This window comes from Streptococcus mitis (genome assembly GCF_003943905.1).
GTDB classification, from domain to species: Bacteria; Bacillota; Bacilli; order Lactobacillales; family Streptococcaceae; genus Streptococcus; species Streptococcus mitis_BC.
The window spans coordinates 209,017-225,753 of sequence record NZ_RJNS01000001.1 but is presented as its reverse complement, the minus strand read 5'-3'; the positions used below and the strand labels follow the sequence as shown (position 1 = coordinate 225,753).

Here is a 16,737-nt window from a genome sequence, read left to right as displayed (position 1 = left end):
ATTTTTTAGTAAAAATAAAAATCAGGAAGCTAAATTCCTGATTTTATAAATTATTTCACATCAAAAACAATGGATTTGACATTTGTCATTGCTTCAATGCTGTATTTAATCCCTTGCACTCCTGCACCAGAACCCTTTACACCAAGGAATGGGAAATTATCTGGCCCACGTTGCGTTTTATTGTTAATATGAACAGTACCGACTTCAAGTTTTTCAGCGATTTCAAACGCTTTTTTAAAGTCATTTGTGAATACGGATGATTGAAGACCGAACTCAGATTCATTGGCAATTGCTACCGCTTCATTTGCATCGGAAACACGGATAATTGGCAGAACAGGACCAAACGGTTCTTCCCATGCTAATTTCATATCTCTTGTGACATAATCAAAAAGTCCTGGCCAAATGAGATTGCCCTCACGTTTGATTGGACTGAGCGCTTTGGCACCTTTACCTTGCGCATCTTGAATCAATCCCCAGATAAAATCAGCTGAAGCATTATCAATAACAGGTGTGATATCAGCATTGTCAAATGGGTCACCAACGGTTAGCTTAGCAACTTCTGCTTGAAGTAATTCAGCCAATTTATCCGCTACACTTTCCACAACCAAGACACGCTTGATGGCAGTACAACGTTGTCCTGAATAGCTAAAGGCTCCACCGACGATTTGTTTAGCTGCGTGTTCCAAGTCTGCATCTTCGAGAACAATAGCTGCATCTTTCCCACCAAGTTCAAGCATGATAGGACGCATTCCAGCTAAACGACCGATTCGCTCACCAATTGGAGTCGAGCCAGTAAAGTTGATAAAGTTAACTTCTTTATGTTCAATGATATAGTCACCGATTTCAGAACCTCGTCCAGTTATCGTATTAAATACTCCTGCTGGAATACCTGCCTCATCAAAAGCCTTGGCTAATAACAGACCTGAGATAGATCCTTGTGTTGGCGGTTTAAACATGACGACATTCCCTGCAATCAAAGCCGGAGCAATCTTAGATCCAGAAAGGTTAACTGGATAGTTAAATGGCGCGATAGCTAAAACGACACCAACTGGCTCACGACGGACAACGGCTAGTTTGTTTTTACTTGCAGCTTCAAAACCGCCACCTTCCATTGCTTGTCCAGTGATACGGAGACCTTCTTCTGCAGCAAAACGAATCAAATCTGCTGTACGTACTACTTCTCCAATGGCTGCTTTTATCCCTTTAGCAACCTCTTTGGCAAGAATTGTACCAATTTTTTCTTTATCACGTTCCAAAATGTCTGCTGTCTTATGCAAATAGGCTGCACGCTCAACGGGTGCTAAATCACGCCATGCTGGGAGAGCTGCACGCGCTGCTTTCATAGCCTCATCTACTTCAGCCTGACTCATTGCGGGTACTGTTCCCAGCTTTTCCTGATTGATGGGAGAACAGATGGCAATTTCCTTCTCTGATGATTTCCATTTTCCATTCACTAAATTCTGATAATTTGTCAAATTCTCTTCCTCCTGAAAATGATTAAGACTTATTTTATCAAATTTTCAGAAAATTACAACCCTTTTTGTGAAAAAATTGAGATTTTTTTCACAATCTTGATCCTTCAAATTATTTGAAACTTAATTCTACTCTTCATTAAAAACCTCATAAATGACAAAAAGGATTAGATAATCTAACCCTTTTTACTACATTAATTTATGAGAGCACTTTTAAAACTGCGACACTAATGTCATCAATAACATTTTCTTGTTTTGAACGACTGTTGGTAAGGAACATTTCAAGCTTACCTGCATTTTCAAAGTAGAAGGAGGTTCCCTTAGCATTAAATACCACTAATAGATGTTCTGATCCACCGTGAATCTCGTAAACAATCCAGCCACTATTTTCAGCAGCCGTGTGAACAAAGACATGACGGTAAATTTCTTCATATGTTGGATAAGAGAAGGCACTGATTTGCGTTTTTAGGCGGATAATCTGACGAATAAACTCGATGCTGTCTTGGCGTTCATTGATCAGATCCCAGTTGACTTGGTTAACACTGTCCGAAGCATTATAGCTATTCATAGCACGTTCTCGGTCTGCAGGAGTTAGTTCTCCATGTTCACCAGTTGGAACCAACTTAGTTCGACCAAACTCTTGACCTAGTTCTATAAAGGCCATTCCTTGCATGAGAAGATTCATAGCTGTCGCTGTCTCAACCTTGCGCATAATCTGGTCGGAACTCTTATCAGGATGAAGGGTTGCTAGCAAGTCATGAAGATTGTAATTGTCATGAGCTTCAACATAGTTGAGAACTTGGTTTGGACTGAGATAAGATCCCAATTCTCGGCTACCAAGAATAGCCTTGGCGACGATTGGCTCTGTAGCTGCGCCACTTACAAATCCTGACTTGATTGAACCATAAACTTCTCCTCCTTTGACCGCATCACGCTGATTATCGTTGAAAAAACCGATATTTGGCATCTGGTAGGCATTGTCCTTCTTAGCCTTGTCATAAGGAGCAAGACCTGTTCCCATATCCCAGCCTTCTCCATAAGTGATAATACGCGGATCGACCTCATCCAGTGCCCAACGAATTGCCTGCATAGTTTTGACATCATGAATGCCCATCAAGTCGAAACGGAAACCGTCAATATTGTATTCTTTCACCCAATAAAGGATGGAATCAATCATATACTTGCGGAACATCTCGTGTTCACTTGCGGTTTCATTTCCTACTCCCGTACCGTTTTGAAAAGTTCCATCACGATTCATACGATAGTAATAATCAGGAACAGTTGTTTGGAAAGGTGCATCAACCGTTGAGAAGGTATGGTTGTAAACGACATCCATAATGACACCAATTCCTGCATCATGATAGGCTTGAATCATGGTCTTCAAATCTCGAATAACCTGACCAGGATCATCTGGATTGCTAGAGAAACTTGATTCTGGTGCATTATAGTTTTGAGGGTCATAACCCCAGTTATAGGTTACATTTCCATCCTCGTCGTATTCCTTATGACGATCAAAGATTGGTTGGAGCTGAACATAATTACAGCCGAGTTCTTTGATATAGTCAAAGGCTGTTGCTTGACCAAACTGGTTAACTGTTCCAGTCTGGGCAGCCCCAAGGAAAGTTCCTCGAAGGTTTTCTGGAACACCAGATGTTGGTGATTTTGTAAAATCACGAATATGCATCTCACAGATAACTGCTTTACAAGGATTTTCCAAACGCCAAGAAGCTTTCGTACCATGTTTGACTTCAAAGCCTTCTACCTGTCTCTCTTCATGAGATAGAATTACAGAACGTTTTCCGTCAGGGCTTGTAGCGATAGTATAAGGGTCTCGTGTCAAAGTCTGGTGGTGTGGAAACTCAATCTGATACTGATAAGCTTTACCTGCAAGATTTTCATCCAGATCTAGACTCCAAACACCAATAGTATTGTACTTATGGCTGTATGAATAGCTATTCCCACGTTCAAGATTAAAGGTTTTCCAAATCGGTGCATCGTTACTAGTGTTTTCATAGACAACCACCTGAACAGCTGTAGCTGTTGGAGCCCAGAGTTTAAAACTGGTCTGGGAATCAGATCCTTGGCAGCCCAAGTCTCCCTGATATCCCCAGTGATGATCAAAGCTTGCGCTATGGATGGCTTTATCAAAGGCAAATGGATTCTGATCCTTATAATATGGACTAGCAATAGCTGGGTTTTCTGAATAATACACAGTCTCGTCTCCCTCTAAAATCCATGCTTCTGTCAGCAAGGGATAGTAGTTAAAACGTACAAGATATTCTTTTAATACACCATCTATCTCGGCTTTGAAGGTGAAACTATCCACCTTCTCCTGACTGGTCACGGTAAAAGAAAACTGAAGACCAAAATAAGTGGTCTCTGAAGTTAAAGAGCTTTTGTTTTCATCTCGGTCTGTGCTAAATGAGCAAGCTGAATAATCTCCATTTTTTCTATGAAAATGGAGTAGAACGGGATAATTGTACATGTTTTTTCCTAATTTCTAATTTCTATTTTAATTTTATTTGGTGCTGATGGATTCAGTTGGCATTTCATCACGATGGATAACAGATTTTAACCATGTTAAAACACATCAGGAGAGACAGTTTCAGATTATCTGACACCTAGTTTTCTACTATCATTACATACTTTCTAGCCAAGCTTCATCGCGAACTTCGATACCTAGTTCTTGTGCTTTTTGGAGTTTGCTTCCTGCATCTGCTCCTGCTACGACAAGATCCGTTTTCTTGGATACACTGCCTGTTACTTTGGCACCTAGACTTTCGAGTTTACTTTTTGCTTCTGAGCGTTTGAGACGTTCCAATTTCCCCGTGAGTACAACGGTCAAACCTGACAAGGCCGCATCTGCTACTACTGTCTGTCCTTTGTAGTCCAGATTGACTCCAGCTTCTTTCAACTCATCTAAGAGAATCTTCGATCCTTCTGTAGTAAAATAAGTCTGAAGACTTTGAGCAATCACACTACCCAAGCTCTCGATACTTGCTACTTCCTCAGGATCAGCTTGGGCTAGATTTTCAATAGAGTGGAAATGTTGGAGTAAGAGCTGACTAGCCTTACTTCCGACATGGCGAACGCCCAGACCAAACAAGAGCTTTTCAGCAGAGTTTTCCTTTGATGCTTGAATAGCCTGATACAGTTTAGAAGCAGATTTTTCCTTGACACCTTCTAAAAGGAGGAAATCGTCTTCTTTCAAACGGTAAATATCTGCCACATCCTTAACCAGATTAGCAGCAAAAAGTTTTTCAACGATAGATGGACCAAGCCCTGTTATATTCATGGCATCTCGAGAGGCAAAGTGAATCAAGCCTTCCATAATTTGGGCAGGGCAGCGAGGATTGATACAACGCAGGGCTACTTCATCTTCAAAGTGAAGCAACTGACTGTCACAACTTGGACAATTTGATGGAATATCTAGTTTTTCTTCAGAAATACGTTTAGACTCTACAACACGCAAGACAGCAGGGATGATGTCTCCAGCCTTATAGACAATAACCGTATCATCTTTGCGGATATCCTTTTCAGCGATATAATCTACATTGTGTAGGGTTGCACGGCTAACAGTTGTCCCAGCAAGCTGAACAGGTGTTAGATTGGCAGTCGGGGTCACAACACCCGTACGACCTACTGTCCAGTCAACTGAAAGGAGCTGGGCTTCTTTTTCTTCAGCAGGAAATTTGTAGGCGACTGCCCACTTGGGCGCTTTAACAGTAAAACCAAGCTCTTCTTGACCTGCTAGGTCATTGACCTTGATCACCACCCCATCAATGTCATAAGGTAAATTATCCCGTTCTTGTCCAACTTCTTGAATGAAATCCCATATCTCATCTATACTTTCAGCCAGAATTCGTTTAGGATTAACTACAAAGCCAAGCTGTTCAAGATGCTTCAAAACCTTTTCTTGGCTATCACGAGTAGAAGGGCTTGCTTCTTGATAGAGGAAAGTCGCAAGATTACGCTTGGCCACTACTGCTGTATCCAACTGACGGAGGGTTCCTGCTGCTGCATTACGGGGATTGGCAAATTCAGGCTCTCCATTTTCTTGACGTGCTTGGTTGACCTGGTCAAAAGAAGCGCGTGGCATGTAACACTCCCCACGAACGGTAATATCAAGTTCTTCTGGCAAGGTCAAAGGAATGTCCTTGACACGCTTGAGGTTTTCTGTGATATTCTCACCAATAGAACCATCTCCACGTGTCGCCCCAACGACAAAAATCCCCTTTTCATACGTAAGTGAGATAGACAAACCATCGATTTTCAGCTCACAGATATAAGTGGGATGGGCTAACTCCTTACGAACACGCGCATCAAAAGCTTCTAACTCTTCACGTGAAAAAGCATCCTGCAAACTATAAAGAGGATACTGATGACTGTATTTTTCAAAACCATCTAAAACCTTACCACCAACGCGATGGGTCGGACTGTCCGCTAAAACTTGATCTGGATAGGTAGCTTCCAATTCGACCAACTCTCGGTAGAGGCGATCATACTCGCTATCTGACACCGAGGGATTGTCACTCGTATAGTACTCGGTCGCATAGCGATTGAGCAAGGCAACTAACTCATTCATTCTTTCATTCATAAAACCATTTTACCACAAAGCAAGCCCTCCTCACAATAGAGAAGGACTGAAAAATGGTTTGTAGTGTAATATTTTCTTAAAAAGAGAAATTATAACTCTTTTTCAAAACGATTTCGCACATAAACGAGGGATAGACAAGACAGAATAATAACCCCGCTTCCAATGATCAGAAAAGAAGAGAGATGAACACTTGGCAACACCGTCATAAAGCCTTTTGCAATCGGCATAAATAGGATGGCTAAGGTAAAAATTGTGCTTAGTACCCTTCCCAAGTATTCCCCCTCAACCTTGGTTTGAACCTGAGTAAAAAAGTGAATGTTAAATATCGTCATAAACAGTTCACAAACTAAATTTCCAGAAAAGGAAAGAAAAGTTGGCAGTGGTAACCCCATCATAAAAACTCCAACTCCAGTCAAAGCCAATAGAATCAAAAGATTATAAACACCTGCCTTTATTTTGCTAGCTAGAAGAGCTCCAATAATTGAACCAATAGCGCCCATAGTCAAAATAGTTGCATAAGCTCCTTCTACCCCGTATAGTCGATTTGAAAAAGGGAGGAGAAATTCAAAAGCTGCAAAAAAAAAATTAACACTGGAAGCTACTAGCAAAAGGAAAAAGATCTCTTGCTGGCGCCAAATATAGCGAATCCCTTCTTTCATATCAGCAAAAATATTTTTCCAACTGAAAGTCTTTTTCTCTTGTAACTGAATCTCTTTTTTGGGAAGAAAAGCTACTAATGTAAATGCGATGAAAAAACTAATGGCATCTAAAACAAGCGTCATATGGAGACTGGCAAATTGTAAAACGAGGAAAGAAAGTACAGGGGAGCTAACGCCTACAACCTGCAAAATGAGCTCTAAGCGAGCATTGTAGGTCACAATCTCGTCTTTCTCTACAACCTCAGTTATAATGGCTTTGTTGGCTGTACGAGAAAATGCAAAGGCAACAGCCTGAACAATATTTGCGAAGATCAGAGCAGCAATCATCAAGCTATCATTTCTGATGAAAGAAATAGCTAAGCAGAGAATACCACAAATCAAGTCCGTCGTCATCAAAATTTTGCGACGCGAAAAGCGGTCTGAAATCACTCCGCCAAAGGGATTGACCAGAATCGATGTGACGAGTTCAGAAATCTGATAAATCCCAAGAACAGTCTGTCCTATCGTCCCCATTGATGCTAACCAAACACTGTTTCCATAATCATAGAGCATATTTCCTATCTTATTAATCGCACCACGACTAATCAACTGGATTGCATGTCGATTCATATAAAAAGCTCCTCTCAAATTTTGAAACTATTGTATCAAAACTGAAAGGAGTCTCTTTATTTTTCCCTTATTTGGGAAATTTAAGGATTTACAAATTTTTCATAATGTTCCTGATAGTAAGCCACTTGCTCAGGAAGTCCAAGAACATCAAAAATATGCATGGCTTCCTGCATCTGACTACAACCTTCTTCTTTCAAGTCTCTCTGGTAGAGGGCAAAACCTTTGAGATAATGGAAGATATTACGCTCATAAAGCTTGATACCATTTCCAATCAACTTCTCCACATAGCCCTCAAAATAGTCCGCATCCGCAAAGGAACGGTTCTCCAAACAATGCTGGTAACAGTTAAGAGCTAAAATCAAAACAAGTTTACGATGCCGACCAATTTCCTTGTAGTAGTCTTCTCGCTCCATGACTTCTCTGCCAATCCGAGCCACATAGTCCACATTGTAGAAAGTATAGAGATTTCCGAAAAGAATCAACTCATACATGGTCCATTCTTCTGTTTGAAAAAGATAATCTGCTACCTTTTCCAAATCACTCTGCTTCATCGTGTAACTAGCATCTCTTTGACAAATCAGACCTTGTAGCAGAATCCAATTCAGCTCAAAATAGAGGGGATTGGTCGAACTCTTCGCTTTCTTGAGCTGTTCCTTTTGAAGCTTTTGAAAACCTGCAATATCATTTGAGTAGTAAAGCGGAATAATCTGTGCCATCAAGGCAACATGTTCATGATTTTGAAAATCTCTAGCCTTGTCCATGAAATTTTCGATAGTCACATGAATATTGTCCAAAATCTCAAAGAAACGAGAAACTGCTAGGTCAGACTCCCCAAGCTCGAAGCGAGATAACTGAGAGGTTGAACATGATTCACCTGCCGCCTCTTTTAAGGAGTATTTCCCACTTGTTCGAAATTCACGAAATACCTTTCCAAGATGTTCCATTTCTTACACCTGCTCCGATAATTCTTCCCACTCAAGCATAGCTTCTTCCTGACGATGGCTAATTTTGTCCAGTTCAGCCTGCAATTCCATGAGTTTTTCGGCGTCGTTGGTTTCCAGCATTTGTTCAGAAATGGCTTGACTTTGGCTCTCTAACTCTTCGATTTCAGCTTCCAAACTTTCGATTTGTCGCATGAGCTTACGGGCTTCTTTTTGACTTTCTTTCTGAGCTTGGTAGTCATTAACTGGGCTTGTTTCTTTTGCTTGATTGCTAGTTGAAGCTTCCTCTGTCTGGCTGACTTCCATTTCAGCCTTTTTATCAACATAGTAGTCATAATCTCCAAGGTAGAGAGTTGAGCCATTTTCAGACAATTCCAAAACATGAGTGGCTACACGATTGATAAAGTAACGGTCGTGACTGACGAAAAGAAGGGTTCCATCAAAATCAATCAGAGCATTTTCTAACACTTCCTTGCTATCAATATCCAAGTGGTTGGTCGGCTCGTCAAGAATCAAGAAGTTATTGTTTTCCATTGAAAGTTTGGCAAGAAGTAAACGAGCTTTCTCGCCACCAGACAGCATTCCGACTGACTTTTTGACATCATCTCCTGAGAAAAGGAAGGCACCAAGACGGTTGCGGATTTCAACTTCAGGTGTCAGTTTAAAATCATTCCAGAGTTCATCCAGGACAGTATTACTAGGTGTTAACTTGCTTTGAGTCTGGTCATAGTAACCAACCTCGACATTGGCACCAAATCGCTTCTCTCCTTTGATAAAAGGAATCTGATCTACTATTGACTTGATAAAGGTTGACTTCCCAATACCATTTGGTCCTACGATGGCAACAGCATTCATCTTACGAAGGTCGAGATTGATTGGCTCTGAGAGTATTTCCCCATCATAGCCAATGGCTGCATTTTCAACTGTCAGGACAACATTCCTAGACGTTTTTTCAGATTGGAAGGTCATGTTGGCTGATTTCTTACCAGCTTCAGGTTTGTCCAAACGCTCCATTTTTTCCAATTGTTTCCGGCGAGATTGGGCACGTTTGGTTGTCGAAGCTCGTACTAGATTACGATTGACAAAGTCTTCCAGAGCAGCGATTTCCTTCTGCTGCTTTTCATAGTTCTTAGCTTCCGTTGCTAGCTTTTGCTCTTTTTGTTCAACGAAACGAGAGTAATTTCCCACATAACGGTCTAAAGAATGCTTGGTCAAATCGAGCGTAATCGTAGCAACCTTATCCAAAAAATAACGGTCGTGGCTAACAATAATGAGGGCACCGCTATAGTTTACCAAGTAATTTTCCAACCAGGCTATGGTTTCAATATCCAAGTGGTTGGTTGGCTCGTCCAAAACCAAGAGATTAGGCTTTTCAAGGAGCATTTTTGCTAGAGCCAGACGGGTGTTTTGACCGCCAGAAAGCTCAGCAATTTTCATCTGCCACATAGTCTCATCAAACTTAAATCCATTCAAAATAGCTCGAATATCAGCTTCGTAGGTAAAGCCACCTGCTTGGCGAAAATTCTCAGACAAACGATCATAATCCGCCATCAGTTTATCCAATTCAGCGCCAGACTTTTCACCCATCTCCAGTTCCATCTGACGAAGTTGCTTCTCAGTCCGACGTAGATCATCAAAGACATGGAGCATTTCATCGTAGATGGTATTTTCAGACTCAAAACGACTATCTTGGGCTAGATAAGACAGAGAAATATCTTTTTTCTTATTGATTTCTCCACTAGTTGGCTCCTCTTCTCCAACCAAAATCTTCAAAAGTGTGGACTTACCAGCACCATTTTTTCCAACAAGAGCAATTCGGTCTCGTTCATCTACTTGCAGGTTGATATTATCAAACAAAAGCTCGCCTGCAAAAGAACGTTCAATTTTATTAGCTTGTAAAATAATCATATAGGTAGTATAGCATGTTTCCCTAAGGGGTTCAAGACTATAGAATCCATTTCATTTCAAGCTTTTTCAGAAAGTTATGCTAACGTTTTACTAAAATGATAAATCGTGATATAATGAAAGCGATTAAAAGAATTTACAAAAAAAGGAGATCCTCTATGACTTACCAAGAAAATTATCAAAAATGGTTAGATTTTGCTGAACTTCCAGACTACCTTCGTCAGGATTTGGAAAACATGGATGAAAAAACAAAGGAAGACGCCTTCTATACCAATCTTGAATTTGGTACTGCAGGTATGCGTGGCTTAATAGGTGCTGGTACAAACCGCATCAACATCTACGTTGTCCGTCAAGCGACTGAAGGTTTAGCTCGTTTGATTGAGTCAAAAGGTGGAAACGAAAAAGAACGTGGAGTAGCAATTGCCTACGATAGCCGTCACTTCTCACCTGAGTTTGCCTTTGAATCTGCGGCAGTTCTTGCTAAACACGGTATCAAATCTTACGTATTTGAAAGCCTTCGTCCAACTCCAGAATTATCATTCGCTGTTCGTCACCTCAACTGTTTCGCAGGTATCATGATTACTGCCAGCCACAACCCTGCTCCATTTAATGGTTACAAGGTTTACGGTGAAGACGGTGGACAAATGCCTCCTCACGATGCGGATGCTTTGACAACATACATCCGTGCTATCGAAAATCCATTTGCTGTGGAAGTTGCTGATGTGGAAGCTGAAAAAGCTTCTGGTTTGATTGAAGTAATTGGTGAAGCTGTCGATGTGGAATACCTTAAAGAAGTCAAAGATGTAAATATCAACCCAACCTTGATTGAAGAGTTTGGTAAAGACATGAAGATTGTCTACACACCACTTCATGGTACTGGTGAAATGTTGGCTCGTCGTGCTCTTGCTCAAGCAGGATTTGATTCTGTTCAAGTTGTTGAAGCGCAAGCAACTGCAGACCCAGACTTCTCAACTGTAAAATCTCCAAACCCAGAAAGCCAAGCGGCCTTCGCTCTTGCTGAAGAACTTGGTCGTCAAGTTGGTGCAGACGTTCTTGTTGCAACTGACCCTGACGCTGACCGTGTTGGTGTTGAAGTTCTTCAAAAAGATGGAAGCTACCTCAACCTTTCAGGTAACCAAATCGGCGCTATCATGGCTAAATACATCTTGGAAGCCCACAAAAACGCAGGAACTCTTCCAGCTAATGCAGCCCTTTGTAAATCTATCGTATCAACTGACTTGGTAACGAAAATTGCTGAAAGCTACGGCGCAACCATGTTCAACGTTTTGACTGGTTTCAAATTTATCGCTGAAAAGATTCAAGAATTTGAAGAAAAACACAATCACACTTACATGATGGGATTTGAAGAAAGCTTCGGTTACTTGATCAAGCCATTCGTACGTGATAAAGACGCGATCCAAGCCGTTCTTGTCGTTGCTGAGCTTGCTGCTTACTACCGTTCACGTGGTTTAACATTGGCTGACGGTATCGAAGAAATTTACAAAGAGTATGGCTACTATGCTGAAAAGACTATCTCTGTAACTCTCTCAGGTGTCGATGGAGCTGAGCAAATCAAGGCTATCATGGCTAAGTTCCGTAACAATGCTCCAAAAGAATGGAATGCAACAGCTATCACTGTCGTAGAAGACTTCAAAGCACAAACTTCTACTACTGCTGATGGTATTGTAACTGCCTTAACAACTCCTCCAAGTGATGTTTTGAAATACACTCTTGCGGATGGTTCTTGGATCGCTGTTCGTCCTTCTGGTACTGAACCAAAAATCAAGTTCTATATTGCAGTTGTGGGTCAAAGCAACGAAGATTCTCAAGCTAAGATTGCCAACATCGAATCGGAAATCAATACCTTTGTAAAATAAGCAAGATAAAAGATGAGATAAAACGATCTCATCTTTTTTTCGTATCAAATCCGAGCAATTTTAGAAACTTTGTGGCATACTAGTTTTATCAAAAAAAGAGAGGTATTCTTATGAATCAGTTTTTAGAAGATATTAAAGACCTTGAAGTGACTACTGTTGCCCGTGCCCAAGAAGCACTCAATAATAAAGAAACAGCAACCTTCTTCATCGGTCGCAAAACTTGTCCTTACTGCCGTAAATTTGCTGGCACATTGGCAGGTGTCCTAGCTGAAACCAAAGCACATATCTATTTCATCAACAGTGAGGAACCAAACCAGTTGGAAGCCTTACAAGATTTCCGCTCACGTTATGGAATCCCGACTGTTCCAGGCTTTGTCCACGTTACAGATGGTCAAATCAATGTCCGTTGCGACTCTTCAATGTCAGCACAAGAAATCAAAGAATTTGCAGGATTGTAAGAAATATTCATAAAAAAGAAGGCGAGTGCCTTCTTTTTTATATATCTGTAAGTGGTGTTGCGGTATCGGGAGAGGTATCGTAAACTTTAAAGTCTACTCCTACACCCAAATCAGCTTGGGCTAGCTGATTGACCATGGTCATATGAGCCAGTTCTTTGATATTGTTCTCCTTAGACAAATGTCCAAGGTAGATTTTCTTGGTCCGATTTCCCATTGCACGAATCATGGCCTCAGCACCGTCTTCGTTAGAGAGGTGACCAAGATCAGATAAGATTCGCTGTTTGAGTCGCCAAGCATAAGAACCTGCTCGCAAGATTTCCACATCATGGTTGGACTCAATGAGATAACCGTCAGCATTCTCGACAATTCCTGCCATACGGTCACTAACATAACCTGTATCGGTCAGCATGACAAAGCTCTTGTCGTCTTTCATAAAGCGGTAAAACTGGGGTGCTGCCGCATCGTGGCTGACCCCAAAACTCTCAATGTCGATATCGCCAAAGGTTTTGGTTTTACCCATTTCAAAAATGTGCTTCTGGGATGAATCAACCTTACCGAGGTACTTGCTATTTTCCATAGCCTGCCAAGTTTTTTCATTGGCGTAAAGATCCATACCATACTTTCGAGCCAAGACACCGACTCCATGAATATGGTCTGAATGCTCATGCGTAATCAAAATCGCATCCAAATCTTCAGGCTTGCGATTGATTTCAGCTAGCAGGCTGGTAATTTTCTTACCAGACAAGCCTGCATCCACTAAGATTTTCTTTTTTGGCGTTTCCAGATAAAAGGAATTTCCACTGGAACCTGATGCTAAAATACTGTATTTAAAGCCTATCTCACTCATTCTAGTCTTCTACTTCATCCTCCCAGACTTCTTCTTTCACTGCCTCCTTATCATAAGGGAGCACAATGGTAAAGGTTGACCCCTTACCGTATTCACTTTTGGCCCAAATAAAGCCATTGTGTTGTTTGATGATTTCCTTGGCAATAGCCAGACCTAGACCAGTTCCACCTTGAGCACGACTTCTTGCACGATCCACACGGTAAAAGCGGTCAAAAATCTTCGGCAAATCTTGTTTTGGAATACCTAGACCTTGGTCTTTGATAGATAAAATCATCTGGTCTTCAGTGGTTTTCATGCTGACAGTAATTTTCCCACCATCTGGTGAGTACTTGATGGCATTGTTAAGAATATTATCAATCACCTGAGTCATTTTATCGGTATCAATCTCGATCCAAACTGAGTTGATTGGGTAATCTCTAACCAGCTCATATTTTTTCTCCTCATCCTGACTTCTCATCTTATCAAAGCGGTTGAGGATAAAGGTAATGAAGGCCGTAAAATTAATCAATTCCACATCCAACTGAGTGGTCGCATTATCAATACGAGAGAGATGCAAGAGATCTGTCACCATCCGCATCATACGGTTGGTTTCATCGAGCGAAACCTTGATAAAATCAGGAGCAACAGGATCATACAAGGCTCCCTCGTCTAAGGCTTCAAGATAGGACTTAACACTAGTCAAAGGTGTCCGCAACTCATGGCTAACATTAGACACGAAGAGTCTCCGTTCACGCTCTTCCTTCTCCTGTTCAGTCGTATCGTGCAAAACGGCAACCAAACCAGAAATGAATCCAGACTCACGACGAATGAGTGCAAAACGCACACGAAGACTAAGATATTCTCCATTAGCATTTTGGGAATCAATCATCAATTCAGGAATCTGTGTAATGAGGTCACGCAGTTCATATTCATCCTCTATCTTAAGCAATTCTAGGATGCTTTTGTTCAATGCTTCTTCTTTTACGACACCCAGCTGTTTCTTGGCCATATCGTTAATCATGGTAATTTGACCACGGCGATTGGTTGCAAGAACTCCATCTGTCATATAAGAAAGAATACTGTTAAGCCTTTTTGTTTCTTGCTCCAGATTTTCCTGTGTTAAACGAATGACCTCAGACAAATCATTGAGGTTATTGGTGATGTTGGTGATTTCAGAGCTTCCTTGCATATCCAAAACTCGAGAATAATCCCCTGCAATCAAATCCTTGACCTTTTGATTAATCTGCTTTAGACGAATATTATCCCGACGATTTTCCAGTAACAACAAGGTTACCACCAAGATAAAGCCAAGTAAAATCAGGATAAAGATAAAATCACTGGTCAGAATCGTTTGTCTAATATCTTCAATCATTATTTCTCATATAGTAACCCACACCACGACGTGTTAGGATGTATTCTGGACGGCTTGGAGTGTCTTCGATTTTTTCACGCAAACGTCGGATGGTCACGTCCACTGTACGAACATCACCAAAATAGTCATAACCCCAGACAGTTTCAAGCAAGTGCTCACGCGTAATAACTTGACCAATATGAGAGGCCAAGTGGTACAAAAGTTCAAATTCACGGTGGGTCAAATCTAATTCCTCACCATATTTCTTAGCTACATAAGCATCTGGAACGATTTCCAAATCGCCAATCTGTAGGGGTTGGGATTTCTTTTCATCAGTTTCTTGACTATCCACTGAAGCGAGGTCTGTACGACGGAGCAAGGCCTTCACACGCGCTTGCAATTCACGGTTTGAGAAGGGCTTTGTGACATAATCATCTGCCCCAAGTTCTAAACCGATAACCTTGTCAAACTCACTATCCTTAGCCGAGAGCATAATGATAGGCACACTGCTAGTCTTACGAATGGTCTTAGCAACTTCTAAACCATCGATCTCAGGAAGCATCAAATCTAGAATAATAATATCAGGTTGCTCCGCCTCAAATAGCTCGATGGCTTCTCTGCCGTTAAAGGCTGTTACAACCTCATAGCCTTCCTTGGTCATATTGAACTTAATAATATCTGAGATTGGTTTCTCATCATCTACAACTAATATTTTTTTCATATGTTCACCTTTTCTCTATCTATTATAACAAAAAAATGTAAAGAAGGCACAAATGGCTAATTCCAGCCTTCATCTTCAAGAACTGTTTTATAAGCCTGCCAAATCTTTTGTTGAGGTTTAGCAAATGGATAATCAGAAAATTCCTGAGGGGAGATCCAGCGAATTTCTCTGTCATCAAACTGTTTCGAATCTGTTACCTGACCCGCTAGGATTTGAATATGCCATTTACGATGACTAAATACATGCTTGACTTGATCAAATACTTGATGGGACCAATCAACTTCTAAATCATAATCCTGCTCAAAACTTTCTTGGGGTGTTGGACCGAAAGTAACGCTTTTTTCAGCGACCTGAGCAAACAGATTCAACTGTTCCTCTTCCTGTGAAAACTCCTCTACTTCTATCAAAGGAAAATGCCAAAAACCAGCTAGCAGTTTCTCACTTTCGTTTTTCTCAAGTAGATATTGACCGCGGTCATTGCGCACAACCAAAGCCTTGAGATAGATTGGGAGAGGCTTTTTCTTGGGTTCTTTAATCGGATAACGACCCATGGTTCCATTCTGATAGGCTGCGCTAAATTCCTTAACAGGACTTTCTTCTGGTCGAGGATTAACTGGAGCCTCTATATCAGACCCCAAGTCCATCAAGGCTTGATTAAAGTCTCCTGGTCGTTCTGGATCGATTAAGATTTCCATCATAGCTTGGAAGATCTTCCGATTGCTAGGAACGCCGATATCATGTTTGACCTCAAACAAGCGAGACAAAACTCGCATGACATTGCCATCGACCGCGGGCTCAGGTAAATTAAAAGCAATACTGGAAATTGCTCCCGCAGTATAAGGACCAATCCCTTTTAAACTAGAAATTCCTTCATAGGTGTTTGGAAATTGACCACCAAAGTCAGCCATAATCTGCTGGGCTGCTTTCTGCATGTTGCGAACTCGGGAGTAATATCCCAACCCCTCCCATGCTTTTAGCAAACGCTCTTCAGGCACATTCGCCAGACTTTCAACAGTTGGAAACCAGTCCAAAAATCGTTCATAGTAGGGAATGACTGTGTCTACTCTAGTCTGTTGGAGCATAATTTCAGAAACCCAGATATGATAAGGATTTTTACTTCTACGCCATGGTAAAGCCCGTTTGTTTTCATCGTACCAGTTGAGGAGTTTCTCACGAAAAGAAATGATCTTCTCCTCTGACCACATCTCAACTCCGTATTCTTTCAAATCTAACATATATCTAGTATAACATAGAAGCTTCTAACTGTCCTTTTCTTTGTGCTAAAAAAGCCTCTTCTACTAGAGAGGAAGAGACTCCATTT

At 41.1% G+C, this 16,737-nt stretch carries 12 protein-coding genes; 2 read left to right on the top strand and 10 right to left on the bottom strand.

Going from position 1 to position 16,737, the window contains the following annotated elements; all coding sequences use genetic code 11:
- Nucleotides 1-50 precede the first annotated feature (50 nt).
- The 6 genes from D8854_RS01190 to abc-f all read right to left on the bottom strand — a co-directional run bounded on the left by D8854_RS01190 (nt 51) and on the right by abc-f (nt 10,186).
- Nucleotides 51-1,475: an NADP-dependent glyceraldehyde-3-phosphate dehydrogenase gene (locus D8854_RS01190; RefSeq protein ID WP_125449058.1), complete on the bottom strand. Its 1,425-nt coding sequence runs from the start codon at nt 1,473-1,475 to the stop codon at nt 51-53.
- 196 nt (nt 1,476-1,671) lie between these two features.
- Entirely contained in the window at nt 1,672-3,957 is a 2,286-nt protein-coding gene (gene pulA / locus D8854_RS01185) for a type I pullulanase (protein ID WP_125449056.1), read from the bottom strand.
- A 153-nt stretch (nt 3,958-4,110) separates the two neighbouring features.
- On the bottom strand, nt 4,111-6,069 hold the full coding sequence (gene ligA, locus D8854_RS01180; RefSeq protein ID WP_125449054.1) for an NAD-dependent DNA ligase LigA: 1,959 nt from the start codon (nt 6,067-6,069) through the stop codon (nt 4,111-4,113).
- Nucleotides 6,070-6,158: 89 nt separating this feature from the next.
- Nucleotides 6,159-7,337 carry an MFS transporter gene (locus tag D8854_RS01175; protein WP_125449052.1) on the bottom strand — a complete coding sequence of 393 codons (1,179 nt, stop codon included), beginning with the start codon at nt 7,335-7,337 and terminating at the stop codon, nt 6,159-6,161.
- A gap of 80 nt (nt 7,338-7,417) precedes the next feature.
- Nucleotides 7,418-8,281 carry an XRE/MutR family transcriptional regulator gene (locus tag D8854_RS01170; protein WP_084925843.1) on the bottom strand — a complete coding sequence of 288 codons (864 nt, stop codon included), beginning with the start codon at nt 8,279-8,281 and terminating at the stop codon, nt 7,418-7,420.
- A gap of 3 nt (nt 8,282-8,284) precedes the next feature.
- The gene (gene abc-f, locus D8854_RS01165) at nt 8,285-10,186 is read right to left on the bottom strand and encodes a ribosomal protection-like ABC-F family protein (protein WP_125449050.1); all 1,902 of its coding nucleotides are present in this window, start codon (nt 10,184-10,186) and stop codon (nt 8,285-8,287) included.
- A 155-nt stretch (nt 10,187-10,341) separates the two neighbouring features.
- Between abc-f and D8854_RS01160 the strand changes: the two genes are divergently transcribed.
- Nucleotides 10,342-12,060 (top strand): phospho-sugar mutase, encoded by a 1,719-nt coding sequence (locus D8854_RS01160; RefSeq protein ID WP_125449048.1) that lies wholly within the window; start codon nt 10,342-10,344, stop codon nt 12,058-12,060.
- Between the two features lie 110 nt (nt 12,061-12,170).
- A complete protein-coding gene (locus tag D8854_RS01155) occupies nt 12,171-12,518 on the top strand; it encodes a thiol reductase thioredoxin (protein ID WP_038806130.1) in 348 nt (115 codons plus the stop codon).
- A gap of 37 nt (nt 12,519-12,555) precedes the next feature.
- On the opposite strand, the gene D8854_RS01150 is transcribed toward D8854_RS01155, so the two are convergent.
- The 4 genes from D8854_RS01150 to mutY are packed head-to-tail and all read right to left on the bottom strand — an operon-like array spanning nt 12,556 to nt 16,651.
- Nucleotides 12,556-13,365, bottom strand: coding sequence for an MBL fold metallo-hydrolase (locus D8854_RS01150; RefSeq protein ID WP_038806131.1), 810 nt, complete (start codon nt 13,363-13,365; stop codon nt 12,556-12,558).
- Between the two features lies 1 nt (nt 13,366).
- Entirely contained in the window at nt 13,367-14,716 is a 1,350-nt protein-coding gene (vicK, locus tag D8854_RS01145) for a cell wall metabolism sensor histidine kinase VicK (protein WP_125449046.1), read from the bottom strand.
- Nucleotides 14,709-15,416 (bottom strand): response regulator YycF, encoded by a 708-nt coding sequence (gene yycF / locus D8854_RS01140; protein ID WP_000723165.1) that lies wholly within the window; start codon nt 15,414-15,416, stop codon nt 14,709-14,711. The genes vicK and yycF overlap by 8 nt, the downstream gene beginning before the upstream one ends.
- 56 nt (nt 15,417-15,472) lie before the next feature.
- Nucleotides 15,473-16,651, bottom strand: coding sequence for an A/G-specific adenine glycosylase (mutY, locus tag D8854_RS01135; protein WP_125449044.1), 1,179 nt, complete (start codon nt 16,649-16,651; stop codon nt 15,473-15,475).
- Nucleotides 16,652-16,737 lie beyond the last annotated feature (86 nt).